This is a genomic window from Hymenobacter sp. BT491 (assembly GCF_014349165.1).
GTDB classification, from domain to species: domain Bacteria; phylum Bacteroidota; class Bacteroidia; order Cytophagales; family Hymenobacteraceae; genus Hymenobacter; species Hymenobacter jejuensis.
The window spans coordinates 62,497-80,376 of the sequence record NZ_JACSJJ010000006.1 but is presented as its reverse complement, the minus strand read 5'-3'; the positions used below and the strand labels follow the sequence as shown (position 1 = coordinate 80,376).

The 17,880-nt window shown below is 63.0% G+C and carries 23 protein-coding genes and 1 pseudogene; 7 read left to right on the top strand and 17 right to left on the bottom strand.

The window, feature by feature from the left end; all coding sequences use genetic code 11:
- The first annotated feature begins 87 nt into the window (after positions 1–87).
- Together H9I52_RS20880 and H9I52_RS20875 are read left to right on the top strand one after the other, a co-directional pair.
- Positions 88–1,317: a hypothetical protein gene (locus tag H9I52_RS20880; RefSeq protein ID WP_073112403.1), complete on the top strand. Its 1,230-nt coding sequence runs from the start codon at positions 88–90 to the stop codon at positions 1,315–1,317.
- Positions 1,318–1,424: 107 nt separating this feature from the next.
- Positions 1,425–2,897 carry a hypothetical protein gene (locus tag H9I52_RS20875; protein WP_187455459.1) on the top strand — a complete coding sequence of 491 codons (1,473 nt, stop codon included), beginning with the start codon at positions 1,425–1,427 and terminating at the stop codon, positions 2,895–2,897.
- Between the two features lie 102 nt (positions 2,898–2,999).
- Here the strand turns inward: H9I52_RS20875 and H9I52_RS20870 are convergent, their stop codons facing one another.
- From H9I52_RS20870 to H9I52_RS20810, 13 genes are all read right to left on the bottom strand, one after another.
- On the bottom strand, positions 3,000–3,281 hold the full coding sequence (locus H9I52_RS20870) for a YidH family protein (RefSeq protein WP_073112405.1): 282 nt from the start codon (positions 3,279–3,281) through the stop codon (positions 3,000–3,002).
- An 8-nt stretch (positions 3,282–3,289) separates the two neighbouring features.
- On the bottom strand, positions 3,290–3,952 hold the full coding sequence (locus H9I52_RS20865) for an MBL fold metallo-hydrolase (RefSeq protein ID WP_073112407.1): 663 nt from the start codon (positions 3,950–3,952) through the stop codon (positions 3,290–3,292).
- Between the two features lie 87 nt (positions 3,953–4,039).
- A complete protein-coding gene (locus H9I52_RS20860) occupies positions 4,040–4,525 on the bottom strand; it encodes a hypothetical protein (RefSeq protein ID WP_073112409.1) in 486 nt (161 codons plus the stop codon).
- 83 nt (positions 4,526–4,608) lie between these two features.
- The gene (locus H9I52_RS20855; protein WP_084539176.1) at positions 4,609–5,259 is read right to left on the bottom strand and encodes a TMEM175 family protein; all 651 of its coding nucleotides are present in this window, start codon (positions 5,257–5,259) and stop codon (positions 4,609–4,611) included.
- 3 nt (positions 5,260–5,262) lie between these two features.
- The gene (locus H9I52_RS20850; protein ID WP_073112411.1) at positions 5,263–5,550 is read right to left on the bottom strand and encodes a hypothetical protein; all 288 of its coding nucleotides are present in this window, start codon (positions 5,548–5,550) and stop codon (positions 5,263–5,265) included.
- A gap of 65 nt (positions 5,551–5,615) precedes the next feature.
- The gene (locus H9I52_RS20845; protein ID WP_073112413.1) at positions 5,616–5,822 is read right to left on the bottom strand and encodes a hypothetical protein; all 207 of its coding nucleotides are present in this window, start codon (positions 5,820–5,822) and stop codon (positions 5,616–5,618) included.
- Between the two features lie 116 nt (positions 5,823–5,938).
- Positions 5,939–6,703 (bottom strand): substrate-binding domain-containing protein, encoded by a 765-nt coding sequence (locus H9I52_RS20840; protein WP_073112416.1) that lies wholly within the window; start codon positions 6,701–6,703, stop codon positions 5,939–5,941.
- A 13-nt stretch (positions 6,704–6,716) separates the two neighbouring features.
- Positions 6,717–7,673, bottom strand: a complete 957-nt coding sequence (locus tag H9I52_RS20835; RefSeq protein WP_019949220.1) for a molybdate ABC transporter substrate-binding protein — start codon at positions 7,671–7,673, stop codon at positions 6,717–6,719.
- Between the two features lie 53 nt (positions 7,674–7,726).
- On the bottom strand, positions 7,727–8,221 hold the full coding sequence (locus H9I52_RS20830; protein ID WP_019949221.1) for a DsrE family protein: 495 nt from the start codon (positions 8,219–8,221) through the stop codon (positions 7,727–7,729).
- A 74-nt stretch (positions 8,222–8,295) separates the two neighbouring features.
- Complete coding sequence (locus H9I52_RS20825; RefSeq protein WP_019949222.1) at positions 8,296–9,426, bottom strand: c-type cytochrome; 1,131 nt, start codon at positions 9,424–9,426, stop codon at positions 8,296–8,298.
- Positions 9,427–9,566: 140 nt separating this feature from the next.
- On the bottom strand, positions 9,567–10,637 hold the full coding sequence (locus tag H9I52_RS20820) for a YeiH family protein (protein WP_187455458.1): 1,071 nt from the start codon (positions 10,635–10,637) through the stop codon (positions 9,567–9,569).
- A gap of 227 nt (positions 10,638–10,864) precedes the next feature.
- Positions 10,865–11,266 carry a hypothetical protein gene (locus H9I52_RS20815; RefSeq protein ID WP_019949224.1) on the bottom strand — a complete coding sequence of 134 codons (402 nt, stop codon included), beginning with the start codon at positions 11,264–11,266 and terminating at the stop codon, positions 10,865–10,867.
- A 126-nt stretch (positions 11,267–11,392) separates the two neighbouring features.
- Positions 11,393–12,304 (bottom strand): LysR substrate-binding domain-containing protein, encoded by a 912-nt coding sequence (locus tag H9I52_RS20810; protein ID WP_073112418.1) that lies wholly within the window; start codon positions 12,302–12,304, stop codon positions 11,393–11,395.
- 104 nt (positions 12,305–12,408) lie between these two features.
- On the opposite strand from H9I52_RS20810, the pseudogene H9I52_RS20800 reads away from it, so the two are divergent.
- The 3 genes and pseudogenes from H9I52_RS20800 (at position 12,409) to H9I52_RS20790 (ending at position 15,111) form a co-directional block, all read left to right on the top strand.
- Positions 12,409–12,741: pseudogene (locus tag H9I52_RS20800) on the top strand (recombinase family protein).
- Between the two features lie 1,111 nt (positions 12,742–13,852).
- Positions 13,853–14,803 (top strand): replication initiation protein, encoded by a 951-nt coding sequence (locus tag H9I52_RS20795; RefSeq protein WP_187455457.1) that lies wholly within the window; start codon positions 13,853–13,855, stop codon positions 14,801–14,803.
- A gap of 41 nt (positions 14,804–14,844) precedes the next feature.
- On the top strand, positions 14,845–15,111 hold the full coding sequence (locus H9I52_RS20790; protein ID WP_187455456.1) for a thioredoxin family protein: 267 nt from the start codon (positions 14,845–14,847) through the stop codon (positions 15,109–15,111).
- 9 nt (positions 15,112–15,120) lie between these two features.
- Here the strand turns inward: H9I52_RS20790 and H9I52_RS20785 are convergent, their stop codons facing one another.
- Entirely contained in the window at positions 15,121–15,375 is a 255-nt protein-coding gene (locus H9I52_RS20785) for a hypothetical protein (RefSeq protein WP_187455455.1), read from the bottom strand.
- A 209-nt stretch (positions 15,376–15,584) separates the two neighbouring features.
- Here H9I52_RS20785 and H9I52_RS20780 point away from each other — a divergent pair, with 209 nt between their 5' ends.
- Complete coding sequence (locus H9I52_RS20780; RefSeq protein ID WP_187455454.1) at positions 15,585–15,755, top strand: hypothetical protein; 171 nt, start codon at positions 15,585–15,587, stop codon at positions 15,753–15,755.
- Positions 15,756–15,795: 40 nt separating this feature from the next.
- Positions 15,796–16,044, top strand: a complete 249-nt coding sequence (locus H9I52_RS20775) for a hypothetical protein (protein WP_187455453.1) — start codon at positions 15,796–15,798, stop codon at positions 16,042–16,044.
- A gap of 12 nt (positions 16,045–16,056) precedes the next feature.
- Here H9I52_RS20775 and H9I52_RS20770 read toward each other — a convergent pair whose 3' ends face one another.
- The 3 genes from H9I52_RS20770 to H9I52_RS20760 all read right to left on the bottom strand — a co-directional run bounded on the left by H9I52_RS20770 (position 16,057) and on the right by H9I52_RS20760 (position 17,864).
- Positions 16,057–16,683: an RNA polymerase sigma factor gene (locus tag H9I52_RS20770; protein WP_187455452.1), complete on the bottom strand. Its 627-nt coding sequence runs from the start codon at positions 16,681–16,683 to the stop codon at positions 16,057–16,059.
- A 471-nt stretch (positions 16,684–17,154) separates the two neighbouring features.
- Complete coding sequence (locus tag H9I52_RS20765) at positions 17,155–17,448, bottom strand: hypothetical protein (protein WP_187455451.1); 294 nt, start codon at positions 17,446–17,448, stop codon at positions 17,155–17,157.
- A 137-nt stretch (positions 17,449–17,585) separates the two neighbouring features.
- Positions 17,586–17,864, bottom strand: a complete 279-nt coding sequence (locus H9I52_RS20760; protein WP_187455450.1) for a hypothetical protein — start codon at positions 17,862–17,864, stop codon at positions 17,586–17,588.
- Positions 17,865–17,880: the final 16 nt, after the last annotated feature.

The window sequence follows — 17,880 nt, the reverse complement described above, 5'->3', positions numbered from 1 at the left end:
GGCCATTAATGGCCGCCGGGACAACCATTCCTGCTGCAATGCCGAGCTAATCTAAACTGAATTCACTTGTAACCACAACCCTACAACATGCAATCCATTTTCAATCAACACACTGGCATCAGCTCGCGGGCGCAGTCGCTCAAACGGTTTCTGCTGCCGGTGGCGGCGTGTGCGCTGCTGCTCGGCGGCTGCAAGAAAGACAACGAGGCCATCGCCGACACCAGCGCGCCGCCGGTGCTCAACATCGTCTCGCCGGTGGAGGGCGCGACCATCATGCCCGGCGGGCGGCTGGGCAACGCCACCACGGCCGACTACAACGGCACGGGCTTCGCCATCAACCTGGAAATCGTGACCAAGGACACCGTCACCATCCCCACCAAGGAAAGCCTCAACATCCGCAACACCGCCGCCCTAGGCCAGCCCAACGTGAACCTGCCCGGCTTCACGGCCAGCCTCGACGTGGACCTGATTAAGCCCGACGGCGGCACCATCCCCAAGGGAACCAACCTGGCCTCGCTCTTCAACATTGCGGGCACCGACGACACGCCCGGCCCCGGCGTGACCACCTGGGTGAGCTGGCACGTGCTGGAGTCGGTGGCGGCCGGTACTACCAGCTGCACGCTGACTACTTCCGTAACGGACCGCGCCGGCCGCAAGGTCACGGCCACCCGCTTGCTGAAGGTAGGCCCCGGACCCAACGGGGCCCTCAGCGGTGAGGCCCTGACGCCCGCCCCCAAACCCATCACTTACGGCACGGTGGACAACCCCGACGGCCCCACGGTGACCATGATTGCCCCGCGCACCCCCTCCAGCATCAGCCCCGGCATCCAGACGGCCGGCGTGCTGCCGGCCCCGCCCACCAGCGGCGCGCTGTTTTTCATCCAGGTGTCGGCGCTCGATAAGTCGCGCAACGGCATCAACGTGGCCGAAAACGGGGACGGCACCTTTGGCAAGCCCGCCGCTGACCGCGGCACGATTGAAGACAAGACGCAATCCAACGCCGGCGTGAACCGCTACGTGCCGGGCCTGAAAGTCACCTTCGACGTGCCCCTGCTCCAGCCCAACGGCAACGTGATTCCGGCCGGCGGCAACCTGGCCCCGGTGTTCAACACGGCTGGCAGCGAGTTGGACCCGAGCGGCTTCGTGCGCACCACCTTCGGCTGGAGCGTGGGCGGTACCCTGCAGCTGGGCGGCAAAACCAGCGTCACCATCAAAGCCGCCGTGACCGACGCGGCGGGCAAAACCGGCAGCGCCACGCAGGTAGTGCAAATCAGCCCCGTGGCCAACGGCCAGCTGCTGACCCCGGCCCCGCGCTAAGGCCCTGAATTTTAGGACGTAGCTCCGCAACGGCCCGAAGGCTGGCCCGTTTCACGACGAGCCAGCCTTCGTTTTTTAGCATCCCTTCCACTCCATTTTATTTTTCCATGCGCATTACTAACTTCTCCACTTTGGTCCTCGCAGCCACCCTGCTACTGGGGGCCTGCTCGAAAAAAAACAGCGAGGAAACCCTGCCCGACATGGTGGTGCCGCCCGACCCCGGCCCCATCGCGGCCAGCGCCGCCGACCGGGTGTACCTGGCCGACCAGTCGTCGAACACGGTGTCGGTGCACGACCCGAGCACCAACCGGCTGCTGGGCGTGATTCGCCTGGGCAAGGGCCGGCCCGAGTTTTTGAGCCCGCTCTACGACATGGAGTCCAACGTGCACGGGCTTGGCGTGTCGCCCGACGGCAAGACGCTGGGCGTGATTGCCACGCTCACCAACGCCGTTATCTTCATTGACCTGGCCACCAACACCGTGAAAGGCAAGGTATACGTGGACCGCAACCCCCACGAGGGCTTTTTCACGCCCGACGGCAAGCAGTTCTGGGTGGCGGTGCGCGGCAAGGACTACGTGACGGTGATTGACGTGGAGAAGCTGCAGGTGGTGAAAAACATCGCCACCGAGCACGAGCCCAGCATGGTCGTGTTCCGGCCCGATGGCAAGGTGGCGTTCGTGGACCACTCTCAAACGGCGATGCTCGACGTGATTGACGTGAAAACCCGCGAGGTGACGGCCCGCGTGCCGGTGGTGAGCAAGTTCTCGCCCAACCTAGTGGTGACCGCCGATGGCCAGCAGGTCTGGCTCACGCACAAGGACGTGGGCAAAGTCACCGTGCTAAATGCCCAGACCTACGCCGTGGAAGGCGTGATTGATACCGGCCCCGGCACCAACCACGTAAACATGGCCGGCCCCGGCGGCGGCACCCGCTTCAGCGGGGCCAGCGCCGGCGACTTCGCCTACGTGACCGTGGGCGGCGAAAACGCCGTGAAGGTGTACAGCCGGCAGCGCCAGCTGCTGGCCACTATCCCGGTAGGAGCTAACCCGCACGGCCTGTGGCCCAACGGCGACGGCAGCAAGCTCTACGTGGGCCTGGAAAACGGCGACGCGCTGGTCAGCATCGACACCAAAACGAATACCAAACTCACCGAAACCGGCAGCGGCCAGGCCCCGCAGGCCCTGCTCTACGTGGTGAAAGCCGGGGGCGGCAGCCCCGGCACGGGCAACCTCGAAGCCTTCACGCCGGTGACGCCAGTGAATATTCGGCTGGTGCCCCTGGGTACGCAGCCAGTGCCCGGCGTGGGCGGCGGGGCCACCATCCGCCCCACCGAAGACCTCGACGAAATGGTGCTGGCCCTCAAGCAGCTGGCCGCCAACACCACCTACACGCTGTACCTGTCGGACAATAAAACCACGCTGGTAGCCCCGGAGCCCGTCATTTCTTTCAAAACCGATGCTGAGGGCGCGGTCGAAGTCAACGCCTACTACCAGATTCGGCTGCGGCTGGCGGGGCGCTTTGCCGTGGTGGTGCTCGGCGACAAGAATCCGGCCGGCGCGGTCACGCTCACGCAGCCGTAAGCCGGCTGCTGACCAAAAAGGCCCTTGGTGCATGACGCATCAGGGGCCTTTTTTATGGGTGCAAACGCTTTTGCCTCGGGTAGCACCGGGGGTGTTTGTTGCTCAACTACCGCCGCCAGCCGGGAGCTGGCAGGCCGCCAGTTCCCGGCGGTGCGCCCGAAAGCGCAGCAGCCCTACCGCCAGCACCAATCCCGCCACGGCCAGCGCGGAGTACCCCAACCGGCCGCCCCGCTCGGGGTGAAATTGAAGGAGCGCCAACCCGAAGCCCACCAGTGCCAGGCTGGTGCGCACGTAGGTGAGCAAGGTCCGCTCATTGGCCAGCCGCGTGCGTTGCAGGGCCAGCCGGTCCGACAGGGCGAGGGGGTTGGTGGGGGTAAGGGGCATGGGGTGGGCTACGTGAGGGTAATGGCCGCGCCCGGTTCGGCCAGCCGGTGAAACGTGATGCCGTGCTTCTCAAAGTACGGCCCGTAGTTCGCGTATCGCTGCTGCACGAAGAAGGGCTTGATGTAGCCGTCGTGCACTGGCAGAATCTGCTGCGGCCGCATTTTCAGGGCGAAATCGGCCACCACCAGCTCCGTGAGAAAAGGCGCGGTGACGGGCAGAATGAGCAGCTCCACGCCCGCGAAGGGGAGCAGATTATGGGCAAAAGAGTCGGCCGGGTTCAGCACCGTGTCGTTCACCAGCCAGGCCGTCATCTGTGGCAAGGGGCTGTCGAGAATGGCCTCGTGCTGCACCGGAATGGCTTGCAGCTGAAACGCGCCCAACTCCAGGGGGCCTTCCTCGTGGAGTTGCACGGCCAGGCCGTGCTTTTTCAATTCGGCCGCCACCTCGCGGTTGGAAATAACCACGGCCTGGCGCAGGGCCACGATTTTCTTTAGCGCCGCCACATCAAGGTGGTCGGGGTGGTCGTGGGTAATGAGGACGACCGAGACGTCCTTAAACGCTTCCGGCTGCACCAGGCCTTCGTTGAAGGAAAACTTGCCGGGGTCGAAGAGAATTTGTTGGCCGTCGAGCTCAAACAGCAGGCAGGAATGGATGTACTTGGTGATTTTCATGACCAGACTTAATAGGGGGGCAGGACGGAAATGCGCGCCGAGAAGAGCGGAAATTTAACTAGCAAACGCTTACGGAAACCAGCGCTGCTAGACCCCTGCCGCCGCCTGCTGCTGGCGCAGGTACGCATACAGCCCGCCCAGCACCAGCCCAAACACCGCGTTGGCAACAAAAAAGTACGCCATGCCGCCGGCCGTCAGCACGTGCCCGCCCGCCAAGCCCTGCCCCAGCAGCGGCAGCACCACGAAGCCGTTGAGGACCCAGGGCAGCAGCGAAAACAGGCCGCCTTTTACCCAGCCATTGCCCGGCAGCCGGGGTTCGAACACCAGCACGTACAGCCCCACCATGCCCAGCCCCGTGAGGTAATGAAACAGCAGCTTGAAGCCCTCGGCTTTGACCACGGGCAGCGGCCCGGCCGGCAACACCGGCGTGGTATGCAGCAGCACAAGCTTGAGCAGGCCACCGCTTTCGGCGTTGACGGCCATCAGCGGGGCCGCTTTCAGCACCAGCGTATTGGCGGTGATGGCGACCACGCCGGCCAGCAGGCCCAGGTACAGGCAGGGGTGTTTTTTCATGGGAGGGAGCAGAAAGGAAATAGGACAGGCAATGGGGGAGTATACGGCCACCCACGCGGCACCATTTGGCCCCGATGGGTTCTTCAGTCGCCCAGCCAGCGGTCGGCCACCAGGCCCAACGCGTAGTTAAGCTGCACCAGCAGCAGCAGCCCCGCCCCGGCCGGCACGCTGAGCAAGCACAGGCCCGCCGCTGCCGCGTACTGCACCTGCATCAGGCCCAGGCGGCGCATCAGGGCCCGGCCCACGGCCGCGTGCTCGGGCCGCAGCAGTCCGTGGCGCTGGGCGTAGCGGTAGCTGCCCAGCAACGCCCCGCCCAGCAGCAGCAGGTTGGCCCAGTACACCAGCACGGCCCCGCGCAGGGGAAAATGGGTGGTGAGAAACGCCGTGGAAAAGGGCAGCAGCCCCACCACCAGCAGAAAGGCAATGTGCCACCAGGCCAGCCGGCGGTCGCTGCGCGCCAGGTAGGTGAACTGCGTGCTCTGGCACACCCAGAAAATGCCCAGCGAGAGAAACCCCAGCACGTAGCCCCCGATGCTGGGCAGCAGCGCCCGCAGGGCCGGCCCCACGTCGGCCTCGGTGCGCACGAGGGCGGCGGCCGGCACCCGCAGGTTGAGCACGAGCAGGGTCATGGCGATGGAAAACACGCCGTCGCTGAGCGACTCGATGCGGCGCAGGCTCTGGCCCGCTACTTCAGTGTAGGCCAGGGGCGGTGCGTGGGACGAAGACTGGGCCATCGGCTAGCGCGGCGAACCGCCCGCCCGCCGGGTTTTGCGCGGGGCGGGGGCCTGGCGATGGTCCAGCCGGTCTTCCTCCCGAACGAGCTTGGGCTCTTTGCTCAGGCTTTGGCCGTGGTTCACGCGGCCGTCGCGCATCATGCGGCGGTTTTCGCGCAGCAACTTGTCGTCGGTTTTGCCTTCTTTTTTGAGCATTTTGCCGCCTTCCTGGCCGTGACCCGGTGGGTTGATGGCGGTGAGCAGCAGGCCGGTCAGGGCGAGCAGGCCGGGGTGTTGAGCGAGACGGGTCATGGGGTTTGGATGATGGAGAAGCGGTTGCCGCAGGTACGGCGGCCCGTATTTTCAAACTTGCTTTGTTAGCCCAGCTGCAAGCGAAACAGCGTGGAAAGCGTGCCCGCCACCAGAGCCCAAGCCATGCCCGTAAGCAGGTACTGTTTGGCAATGGTCTTGGGGTCCTGGCTGAATACGTAGCGAAACAGCCAGTGCGGCGTTTCGTGGTCGGCCGGGGGGGCGGCGGGCAACGGGGTGCTAGGCACCGGCATCGGAAGCGAAGGAATAGCCATGCGAATGCGGGAAAGCAAGGTGGAATAGTGAAAACCAAGAGCCATTTGCCCGTCCTGCTGAGCGCAGCCGAAGCAGGACGTTCTTCGTGTTTGCTTTCCGGCCGCCAACGCCCGGCCTATTCCCAGCCGTTGCGGCGGAAAATGGCGTGCCCGTCGGCCGACTGCAGAAAGGCCACGAACTGCCGGGCCGCGGCGGCCTGCGTGGTGCGCTGGGTGAGGGCAATGGGCGTGCCCCGACTCACGCGCTGGTCGCGGGGCAGGCGCACGAGGGCCGAGCCGGGCAGGCGCGGCTGCCAGGAGGCATAGGTTATCCAGGCGTCGTAGTCCTGGGGCTTTTGCTGCCAGAGGGCCACGGCCTCGGCGCTGGTTTTGACCGACGTTTTGGTGTTGTGCTGCAGGTTGCTGATGAGGGCCGGGGTGCGGGCCATGTCCTCGGTCATGCCCATCTGGCCGGCCCCGTTCACGTCGAGCAGGCGCACGCCGGGCCGGGCCAGGTCTTCGAGCCGCTTGATGTGCAGCGGATTGCCCGGGCGTACCAGCACCGCCGACTCGCGGGCATACAGGCTGGTGCGGCTGGCTTCGTCGATAAAGCCGGGGTGGGCCAGCGCCGTTTGGGTGAGCATGTACTCGGCCCCGCCGTACACCAGGTCGGCGTCCTGCTGCGCCTGGGCCAGCCACTTGGGCTCGGGGCCGGCCGTGACGGCCACGTCCAGGCCGGTTTGTTTGGTGAAGGCGGCGGCGCATTCCTTCATGGCCGTGGCCGGGCCGCCGGGGCCGTACACGTGCAGGGTTTGGGCGGCGGCCGGCGCGGCCGCGAGCAGAGCAGGAGACATGAGCAATAGAGCGAAGCGGCGGAGCCGGGTAAGCGGGGATGTTTTCATGGGTATTAGCGCGTTACTTAACGGGCGGCAAAAAGCCGTATTTCTGGTACACGGCCTGCCCGTCTGGGCTGTTAAGGAAGGCCACAAAGTCTTCGGCGGCCTTGGCGTGGGGCGCGGCTTTCATCACCCCGGCCACGTAGTTGGCCATGATGTTTTCCTTGGCCGGGATGGCCACGCTTTCCACCGGGTGGCCCAGCATTTTCTGATAAAAGGCCTCCGTGTACCACACCGGGGCCGCGTCGGACTGGTCGTAGAGCACCCTCAGGGGCGACTGGCGGTGGTGAATCTGGGTCAGGTAAGTGCTGCCGGCTTTCACTTTGGTCGTCATCACGGCCGTTTTCAAGGCCGCGCCCCCGGCCTTCTCGTACGATTCCTCGATGCGCTTGCCGATGCCTTCCCATTCGGGGTTAGGCATGCTCACGCGCACCTCGGGCCGGCCCAAATCGCGCAGGCTGGTCACCTTCTTGGGGTTGCCCTGGCGCACGAGGATGGCCAGCCGGTTCTGGGCGTAGCTGGTGGTGCGGGCAAACCACTCCGGCGTCATATCCATGCGGTTTTTGCCGGCCGCGTACACGTCGGGCTTCAGCTCGATGCGCAGGTTGCCTACTACCAGGCTGCCCTGCGTAATCTGCTTAGCTAGGATGCCGGGCGGCAGCGTTTCCACGAAAATGCGCACGTACTCGGGGTGGGCCTTGCGGAACTCCTTCAGCAAATCATCGAGCACCATGAACTGGTTGCCCCCGAAAAACACCACCAACTGCGGGTCCACCACGTCGCCGTAGAGGTCGGGCGCGTTGTCGATGCCCGGCACCGTGAAGGGCACTCCAGCCTGAAACGGCGCGTTCCAGGGCGGGTCAAAGCGGTGGGCCGGCTCGGGCGGCGTGGGCTTTTGGATAGGCATGGTCTGGGCGAAAAGGGCGGCCGGGGCGGCCAGTGCCAGCGCCAGCAGCAGGTGCGGAAGGGGTTTCATGGGGTTGGGTAAGGAAAGCGGAGAAAAGCACGAAAGCAGCGGAGAGCCCGGCGCTACGGATGCACCAGCGACCAGCCCTGGGCCTGCCGGATAATAAGCTCGCCGTTGCCGCTGGGCACGTAGGAAATCAGCGGCAGCAGCTCGTCCTTGCTCATTTTCCTTTCCTTCAGCGTGTTCAGGCACTGGGCCAGAATCACGCCTTTCTGCTTGAGGGCCGTGAGCTGGGCCTCGTAGGGCTGGTCCTTGCGGTAGAGCGTGGTGCCCCCGCCGAAGGCAATCAGCTCCACGGTGAGCTTGCCTTTAAGCCGGCTGTCCTCCAGCGCGTTGCCGATGTTACGCAGCGTCTGCTGGATGAGCTTGGGGTCGTCGCTGTCGAGCTGGTAGATGACATGGTACTGGGCCTGGTCGGCCGTGGCCCCTTGGAAGGCACCTTTTTGAAAAGCTTCGCGGTCATGCATGGCGGTGGCGTTGCGGGTGGCGGGCGTCTGGGCGCGGGCCGAGAGGGTGAGGCCGGCGAGCAGCGCGGCGGTCAGCAGCAGGTGTTTCATGGCAACTGGGGAAAGGGCACCACCGAAGCAGCGCGGTGAAAACGAAAGGGGTGAAACTGGAAATCGGTGCGGGGCTACTCGCCGCCCTTTTTGCCCGCTTCCATCGCCGCGTAGGGACCAAACTGGTGCTGGTGCTGCGTAAACCGGTCGGCGTAAGGCGGGTAAGGGCAGTCGGCGGGCTTCTTTTTCAGGTTGGGGTAGTCCTTTTCCAGGTGGGCCATGCGCGGGCGGGGCAGCGAGTTGATGTAGGCCGCCACGTCGTAGGCGGCGTCATCGGTGAGGATGCTGTGCTCGGCCGTGGCGCCGAAAGGCATGTTGGCCTTGATAAAGCGGGCCGCCGTTTGCAGGCGGTGCATGCCGGCCCCGTCGTTGTAGCTGTCGGGCCCCCACAGCGGCGGGTACTGGTAGCCATCGGCGGCCAGCGTGCCGTTGAGGCGGCCCTGGCCATTGGCTCCGTGGCAGCTGGTGCACTGCTGGGCGAAGACGATTTTGCCCTGCCCGAGATTCGCCTCGCGGTTGGGCATGGTGAACTTAACAAAACCCTGGCCCTTCACCTTCTCCCCCACTGGCACCTGGCGGCCCAGCCATTTCATGTAGGTGATGATGGCCTTCATCTCCTTGCCGTCCACCGGCAGGGGCCGGCCGTTGAGGCTGCGCGTCATGCACCCATTGATGCGGTCCTCCAGGGTGCTGATGGCATCCTCGCGCCCTTTGTAGGTGGGGTAAATGCCCCAGATGCCCACGTAGGGGGCCGAAAACGCCTTCTGGCCGGCCTGCAGGTGGCAGTTCTGGCAGGCCAGGTTGCTGCCGGCCAGCCGCAGGGCCGGGTTGGCCACTTGCGGGCCGAGGTAGTGGGCGGTGTGGGCAATCAGCTCGTGGCCGTAGCGGATGAGCTGGCCCTCCGGGTCGGGCTTCACGCTGTCGAGCACGAAGCGGGCGGGCTGGAAGAAGTTGGTTTTGCTCCCCACAGCCCCCCCGGCAACGTCAGGCAAGCCCGCCGCAGGCCCACTCGCAGCGGCGGCCGTCGTGGCCGGGGCATCGGCCAGCAGGTCGGGCGTTTTGGGGTTGAAGACGACGATGTAGGCCGTCACGGCTACTACCAGCACCATCAGGGCAATCACCCAGGTCAGCAGGCCAGCGATTTTGATGAAGGCCTGCTTGTCTTCCGGCTGCAGCCGAGGCGAGGGGTCGGGAGTGGTTTCCATGAGGCCAAGGAGAGAGGTGAAACAGGCGGCAATGGCCAGCCAGCGCGCAAAACAACTTGTTTTGCGGAATGCAGACAGTCAATTAGTTAAATCGGGCAAAGCAAGCGCTACCATTCGGCCGCTCTGCCCCGTTCAGGCGGCTAGACCGTGTGCAGAATCACGTAGAGCGAGCCGGTCGAAATCACTACCCAGAGCAGAATGCCCAGCACGTAGGGCTTTATTCCCACCGAGCGCACCACCTTGGCCGAGAGGCCCGCGCCGATAAAGAACAGCGTCACCGTGAGGCCGATTTTGGCCAGGTTCACCATCACCGGGCCCAGGGGCTTGGCGGCGGGAATAAAGGTGTTGACCAGCATGGCGGCGATGAAACCAAAGATGAAGTAGGGAATTTTCACCTTCACGCCCTTCTGCTTGAATAGCATGGCCGTGCCGATGGAAATTGGGATAATCCAGAGGGCGCGGGCCAGCTTCACGGTGGTGGCCACTTCCAGGGCCTGGTTGCCGTAGGCCGCCGCCGCCCCCACCACCGAAGAGGTGTCGTGGATGGCAATGGCGCACCACAGGCCGAACTGGTTCTGCGTCATGGCCAGGGCGTGGCCGATGGGCGGGAAGGCGAATAGGGCCACGGCATTGAGCACGAACACCGTGCCCAGCGCCACCGACATTTCCTCGTCCTTGGCCCGCAGCACCGGTCCGATGGCCGCGATGGCCGAGCCGCCGCAAATGGCGGTGCCGCACGAAATCAAGTGCACCACGTGCTTGCCCAGACCCAGCCACCGGCCCACGACCAAGCCCAGCAGCAGCGTGCCGAAGATGGACACTACCGTAAACAGGATGCCTTCCTTGCCGGCCTGCACCGCCGCGTGGGCATTCATCCCAAAGCCCAGCCCGATAACCGAAAACTGGAGCAGCTTGGCCGTGGCCTGCTTGGTTTGCGTGGTGAAGGGGTTGCCGATGGTTTGGGCCAGCAGCAGGCCCAGCGCCAGGGCAATGGGCGGCGAGGCCCAGGGCGTGAGGCAGAACACGAAGAACAGCACGAACACCACCTGCTTCAAGGTGAAGTCCTGCCCGAAGGCCACCCGGGGCGTGTGCAGGTGCCGGAAGAAGCCGCTGGTTTCGTTGAATTCGGGGGCGGCGGTTTCCCCGGCCGGGGCAGGGGCGGGCAGCGGGGTGGAAGCTTGAAGCGGCGTGGGCTGAACTGGGAGGGCCATGAGCGGGAGGGGTTTGTTTCTGAGGCAAATATACGGCGTTGCCCACCGGTTGGATTATCCAATAATATTATCCTGCATAACCAAAGGTTATTGACTGCCCGGGCCGAGCCAGGGTGGCGCGTCCGTTTTGCGTGGCCAAGCCGGCCGCCGCGAGGGCTGGAAACGCCAGCGGCCGGCTCGTACACCACGAGCCGGCCGCTGGACGGATGAACTACTGGTCTGAGGGCTTAGAAGCCGGTTTGCTCGTCCTTCAAATCGAATACGTCGCCGCCAGCGTAGCGCGGGTCGTCGAGGGCGTAGGCGGCGCGCTCTTCGGCGTCGCTGCCCCCCTCGGCTGCGGCAATGGCTTCGGGGTGCTGGTTTTGCTCGACGTGCCCGCGCTGCAAATTTGGGTCAGCAATAGCACCGGGTAGGCAGTATTGCTCGGTGGCTGAGGCATTTTTGCCGCGAAACTCGCTGAACTCGTCGGGGTTGTCGTTCGAGCCGTCGTTGGTCGGGGCCTGGTAGTGGCGGGGCGCGGTGGGGTCGGCGGGGTGGCCGAAGTCGCCGTAGTGCGGGGTGCCATCGTGGGCGGCCGGTTCGGCGGCGGGTTGCGCATCGGTTGGGGCGGGCTGCGGAGTGTTTTCCATGAGGATAAGCAAGTAGGGTGAAGATGGGCGAACCACCCGGTCCGCACTACGCTGCAATGGTACGTAAGCTGCTCATAAAGTGGTGCTTTCAGCGGATACCGAATGGTTATCCGGCATCACCATTTTTTATTTGCCCCCCTTCAGCTGCCCCTGCACGAAGCTCAGGAACCGCTGCGCCGGCCGGGCCAGTGGCTGCCCCTGCACCGATACCGCCTCAAACTGCCGGGCCAGGTGCAGCCCGGCAATGGGCACGATTTCGAGCAGCCCGGCCGCCAGCTCGCGGTCCAGGGCCCGGCGCGACACGAAGCCCAGGGCGGTGGGCGCGGCTTCGAGGTAGCGCTTGATGGCCTCCGTATTGTCCAGGTAAATGGCCACGGGCAGGGCGCTGAGCTTGATGTGCTGCGCCCGCAGGGCAAATTCGAGGATTTCCAGCGTGCCCGAGCCCCGCTCGCGCAGCACCAGCGGGTGGGCCAGGGCTTCGGCCAGGGGCAGCGGGGCGGCGGGCGGGCCGCCGGGTGTGGCGCGGCGCACGGCCACCAGCTCGTCGGGCAGCAGCAGCTCGTAGTGCAGGTCGTGGCTCTTGGTGCGGCCCTCCACGAAGCCCAGGTCCAGCTCGCCGCGCAGCAGGGCCTCAGCAATGCGCTCGGAGTTGGCGTTCAGAAACGAGAGCTGCACCTGCGGGTAGCGGGCCTGGAAGGCGGGCAGCAGGCCCGGCAGCACGTACTGGCTCAGGGTGGTGCTGGCCCCCAGGCGCAGGCGGCCGGCGGCCTCGTCGGGGTCGCGCAGGGCCAGCAGCTGGTCTTCCAGCTGCTGCTGGGCGGCGGCGGCGGCATCGGCGTGGGCGTGCAGCAGGCGGCCGGCCTCGGTGAGGGTCACGCGGTTGCCGCGCCTCTCCAGCAGGCGCTGGCCGTACTGTGCTTCCAGCTCCCGGATGTGCTTGGTGACGGCCGGCTGGCTCACAAACAGCTCCTGGCCGGCCTTGGTCAGGCTCAGGTGCCGGGCCACGGCGGCAAATACGCGCAGACGGAAATCGGACATGGCGGCAAAGTACGCAGATGTGACATTTTGATATGGACAACTAAAGGTCGCGGGCGTAGACCGCCTGATTTGGGAAAAAATCAGCGGCACGCTCACAGCGCCCGGTGCTCACCGAGCGGCTGGCCACGTTGCGTGCCGGAGACACGGTGACTTTAGCCCGCCTGAACCGGCTGGGCCGCAACAGCGCCCACATCACGTAGGTGGTGGCCGCTCTGCACGCCCGGCAGGTCCGCTTCGTCGCTCTGGACCCAGGCATCGATACGGCCACCCCAGCCGGACGGTCGGTCTTGGGCCTCTTCGCCGCGCTGGCTGGGTATGGCCGCGAGAGTATCCATGAGCGGGCGACGGCGGGCATGCGACCACCCACGCAAGCAGGCCCTTGCAAACGGCTGGTGCAGAACGTAACCGTCTGTTGGAATTGCCTTTGTCCCAACTAGTAGCTGCTTCATGCCCCGGCGGCCGAGCGCTAGTCCGTGGCAGATTGATGTGCTGCCAGCTCACGGGCGAGCTGGCAGCACATCAATCTGCCACGGCGAGTTCGATTTCTCGGACGACGCCCTAAAAGATTCACTCCCCTTCGATTTAGAGGCCCTTTTTGCCTTCGACTGGGAGTTTCCTGCGGCCCCGCCCGTTTAACCTTTGTACCAAACTTTTAACCAAGGCCCGAATCGGAGGTTGTTCAATAACACCCGGTGCTCGGCGTGAATATGATTGTGTCCAGTGACCGGCGCGCAACAGCTCGCTTAACTTTTCAATCAAGGCCATCTCTCACATTTTATAAGCAAGGTTGCCGAAGCTTCTATTGGAAGCAGTTCAGCCCGTAACTCATTACCCGAAGCTGAAAAATTCAATAAACCTTACCAACATGCTCAATAGGGCGTTTTGGGAGGGCAAAATCGAAGCTTTACTGTAGTTGCTGCGCTGAGGTTTCGCTTATAAAACGTGCTAGTTGGCTCCTCTGAGGGCTCAGGCGACTTATAAAACGTGGTAATTCGTTGTTAGTTAGAAGTTAGTATAAAGTTAGTAATTAATAATTACTCCTTGAAAAAAGCCGGAATGACTTATAAAAAGTGGTGCAAGCGCATGAGCAGCCCGAGGCTCAGCAGTAACTGGAGCTACTTATAAAACGTGGTTTTAAGCGGGTAATATACTGCCGCTACTTAGAAAAGTGCAATCCCTGTGGTCGTTAGGTCAATCTGTTTTTTTGTTGTTTTCTTGTTTGTTCTGGCCCGTGGTTTGAACCACCACCCTAAAAGCTATTCCGAATGCGCATCAACAACCTTTGTGAATTTATTTGTTAATCCTTGTCTATTTGTAGGGCTCACAAGTACCTGATAATCAATAGTATATAAAGGTATAAAACCACTTTTTATAAGCGAAAAACCACTTTTTATACCTTTTATTACCACGTTTTATAAGTGAACTCTCACGTTTTATAAGTCTAGCCACCACGTTTTATAAGTGAAAAACCACGCCCAACTACCACTGTGGTTTTTTAGCTACCGGCTCATTACATTTGCTTCATCCCGCCGCCTTATGTCCTAGTCTATGAAGCCCGAAGATACCGCCGTTGTCCTAGTTGAGCCTGCTCCGGTCCCGGTCGTCCGCCAGCACAATGCCATCACCCAGGCCCGCTACGACTACACGGCCTGCCAGCTGGACATCTTCTTTTACCTGCTCTCCCGGCTGCGCCGGGACGACACGGCGGACCAGGAGTACACCATCTACGTGAAGGACGTGGAGGCGCTGACCGGGCGGCAGTGGAACTACCAGCAGCTGCGCGAAGCGACGGCAGATATGGGCTCGCGCATGTTCGAGGTGGAAAACGAGCGCACCTACCAGCAGCTGTGGATGTTTCAGCGGGTGGAGTACATCAAGGGCAAGGGCTGCCTGCAGATTCAGCTGGCGGCGCCCATCCGGCCCTTCCTGTTCAACCTCAAGGAGAACTTCACCTCCTACCAGCTGCACTCGGCCCTGAAGCTGAGCAGCAAGTACGCCAAGCGCATCTACCAGCTGGTAAGCCAGTGGAAGGACAAGACCTCGACGCGCACCTACCCGCTGGACGAGTTCAAGCAGATGCTGCACCTGAAGGACCCCAAGGGCAAGGAGCCGGAGCTGTTTCAGAACATCAGCCAGCTCAAGGCCCGCGTGCTCGACATCGCCGTGCGCCAGGTCAGCGAGCACACCGACCTCAAGATTAACTACGAACTGGTCAAGAAGGGCAGGGCCTACGACGCGGTACGTTTCACCATTGCCCGCCAGCAGCCCCAGCAGCTGCCCATTCCCTTCGAGCAACCTTCGGAGGATGCCCGGGCCAACGCGGCCCGGCAAAGCCTGGAACAGCTGGGCATCACCCAGCCCCAGCTGGTGGCCACCATCTTGGGCGACCCGAAGCACCTGGACCAGCTGTTCAAGTTTACCTATCAGCTCAAAACCGACAAGGTCAAGGCGACCAAGAATCCCGGTGGGCTATTTTTGAAAATCTGTGGGTTACGATAAGCCGCTGACTAAACCGACTACCGTTCCCATAACCTGAATTAGTGGACCTGGTCATGTTCACGGCCGACCACTGCGCGACCAGCGAGCAGCTGCGGCCCGTATTCGAGCTGTTTGCGACGTATAAAGCGTACGCGGGCATTGCGTTTTTGCGCTTGGATGCCGACCAGACCCCGGTTGCCAAGCAGGCCTTGCAGCAGAATGCGCCGTTTTTTGTCTCCTACGACCAGGGACGCCTGGTGCACTGCGACACGTTGCACACCGAACAGCAGCTGCGCGCCCTACTGCACACCCTGCGCCAGCCCGCTTAGCCGGTTGCCTTACGCCACTTCCTGCCAGGCGGGCGCTACCACCGGCTCGGGGCGGGGAGAGTGGGCGGTATGCGCCAGCAACTCCCCCGAAACGGAAACCAATGTGCTGGCCAGCACCGGTCGGGAAGGCATCGGCTCCCTCCGGCCCGGGTCGGCCTGGGCCTTCCAGCGGGCCACGTCCTGCGGGGTGTATTTCGTCCAGACTCCCTCCCGAAAACAGGCCAGGCAGCAGAACAGCAAACCAAACAACACGCAAAAACTCATGGCAACGGACCGGGTGAAGGCTCCTGATGGGAGCCGATGGGCGGTGTACCCCCGGGCCCTGGGAAAAGTTGCGGCCTTTGGGCTTCTTCTTCTATCTTTGGGTACCTGCTGGGCAGTGGGTTGCCACTTTTGTAGCAGTAGAAGGAGAACGGCCCCGCTGGGCGGTTCTCCTTCGTCTATTTAGGGCAAGCCGGTTAATTGACGACTATATGACGTGGCTGGAGGCAATTCTGGGGGTGCTTTTCGTCGTGTCCAGCGGCTTGGCCGTGGCCGCGCAGCGACGCTACCTGGCCCTGCAGCGTAAGCACAAGGTGCTGCAGCGGCTCTACGACAAAGCCGAACAGCAGCTCAGCACCTTGTGGGCCGGTAATAAGGAATAAGAATAACAGCCTTGGCAGTCCGCTGCCGAATTAATACCCCATGACGCGACAGGAACTGGAAGCCGCGGGCTTCGTTTACGCCGATTACCTGCCTCAAGGAACCCGCTACGGCAAGGGTGACCTGTACGTGCTGCTGTCCGGGCGAAAAACCGTCCGCGTCTACTTGCCGACGGCCTCTGACGTGGTGGAAATTGCGACCGGGGACATTTTCGCGCCGGAGGTGCATTACCAGGGCCCGGTCACCGACGTGGAAGAGCTGCTGCGGTACGTACACGGCGCCCTGCTCTAAGTCCCGACGCCCTTACAGCGCGGCCGCCCGGCCCTTCGCCAACTCGAACAACAGCTCGCGGGCCCGAAACAGCTGCGCTTTGACGGTGCCCAACGGGGCTTGGGTTTCGGTGGCAATTTCATCGTAGCTGCGTTCCTCGAAATAGCGCAGGCGTACGAGCTGCCGGTACTTGGGCGGCAGCCGTTCCACCAGGGCCTGCACCAGCTCCTTCCGCTGCTGCCGGATGTAGGCCTCCTGGGGGTCGGGGTCCTGGGCGGGTACTTCCAGGAAGAAGCCTTCGCTGGTTCCCGTGGATACTTCCTGATGAATGGATTGGGTGTGAAGCTTTTTGCGACGAACAAAGTCGATGCTGTGGTTGCTGGCGATGCGAAACAGCCAGGTGCTGAAGGCGTACTCCGGCCGGTAGCAGGCCAGGGAACGAAAGGCCTTGGCAAACACTTCAAGGGTGAGGTCGTCGGCGTCGTCGGGGTCGTGCACCATTTTCAACACCACGTGGTACACGGACCGGCGGTACCTGTCCAGCAAGGCTTCGTAGGCGTTGGCCTGGCCGGCCAGCGCGGCTTGAATGCAGGCCACATCGTGTTGGGCGCGCGCGGACAGCTCGGGTTTGGGGTCGGTGTTACCAGCAACAAAAGTCATGGACAGGGAGGGAAAGCAGAAGCGCCCCAAGAACCGAACAAAAGAGCGAACTACGGCCCCGGGCGGGGAGCCGCTCTTCGGGGTAATTACCCGGATAAACCGGACGGTTTACCAGAAGTATCCGGCTATGGTGGAAAGTAGTCCGGGCTTTCCCGGCCAACGCCACTGCAAAAGCCCCTTGCTGCTATAAAAAGGCCGGATACGGTGGCGCTGATTTAAAAATCAATGGGCTGATTGAAGAGCACTTCCCGCCGGACGGACGCATTTATCTTGTTGAACCTTATTCTCATGCGGATACCCAGGGTTTTCTCACCCGCTTTAACGCGCAGCTAGTCCAAAAACTACCCGGTGACCTGCTCTTAAAGACTTCACCTTGTCGCGGTGCCACACATTCCGCACCAGATTTCATTATACTTCCTTCTTACCCGTACAACGACAGGAGGCCTAAACCGGCCTGCGCAGTGCCTGGTGCTATTCCGTTGCGGACGCCGCTGAGTGATTGGCTTCGTTGCGAACTATAGCAAACAACTCCTCTTCGGACACCTGGAGCACCCGCGCCAGCTGCTGCAACTCCTCCACGGTGCACGTGCCCGGGCGGAGCTTGCGGGTGTCGTAGGTACGGGCCGATACTCCCCAGGCCGCCACGATGCGCTTGCGGGTGCCGGCTACTTCGAGCAATTCCGCCAAGGTGCCGGGGTGGTGTACCCGGGGAGGACTGGTCAGCGGCTCGGTAAAAGCGACGGTAAGGGCAGAAACTTTCGACATCAGAAAAAGCTAAAAAAGGCACAGAATAAAGCGCGTAAGGTATGCTCTTTACGTCGTAGCTGAAAAACCAGCTTAGCCATTTTTAGAAAATCAAGCCGGCTGGGCTTTCGCAATGCCATTGCTACTGCTACTGACCATTACCACTGACACAAGTCCTCGCCCCGCAGCAGCAACCGATGGCCGCCGCCGCCCTGGGCTGCTTCCGTGGCCAGAGTCTGCTCTTCCCAACTCGCGCACTCGGCTACAACCAGCGCCAGCCACTGCCGCAACTGCCCCGCGGCCGTGCACCTGCTGATGTACTGCTCGGCGGATTGCCGGCGGGCCGGGGTGATGGCAGGGTGCTGCAAAATGCAGCGCAGCTCGGCGCGGAGTGCCTCCACTTCCGGAGCGCCGGGCAACTGGGATACTGCGGGCATGAGTGAGCGGGTAAAG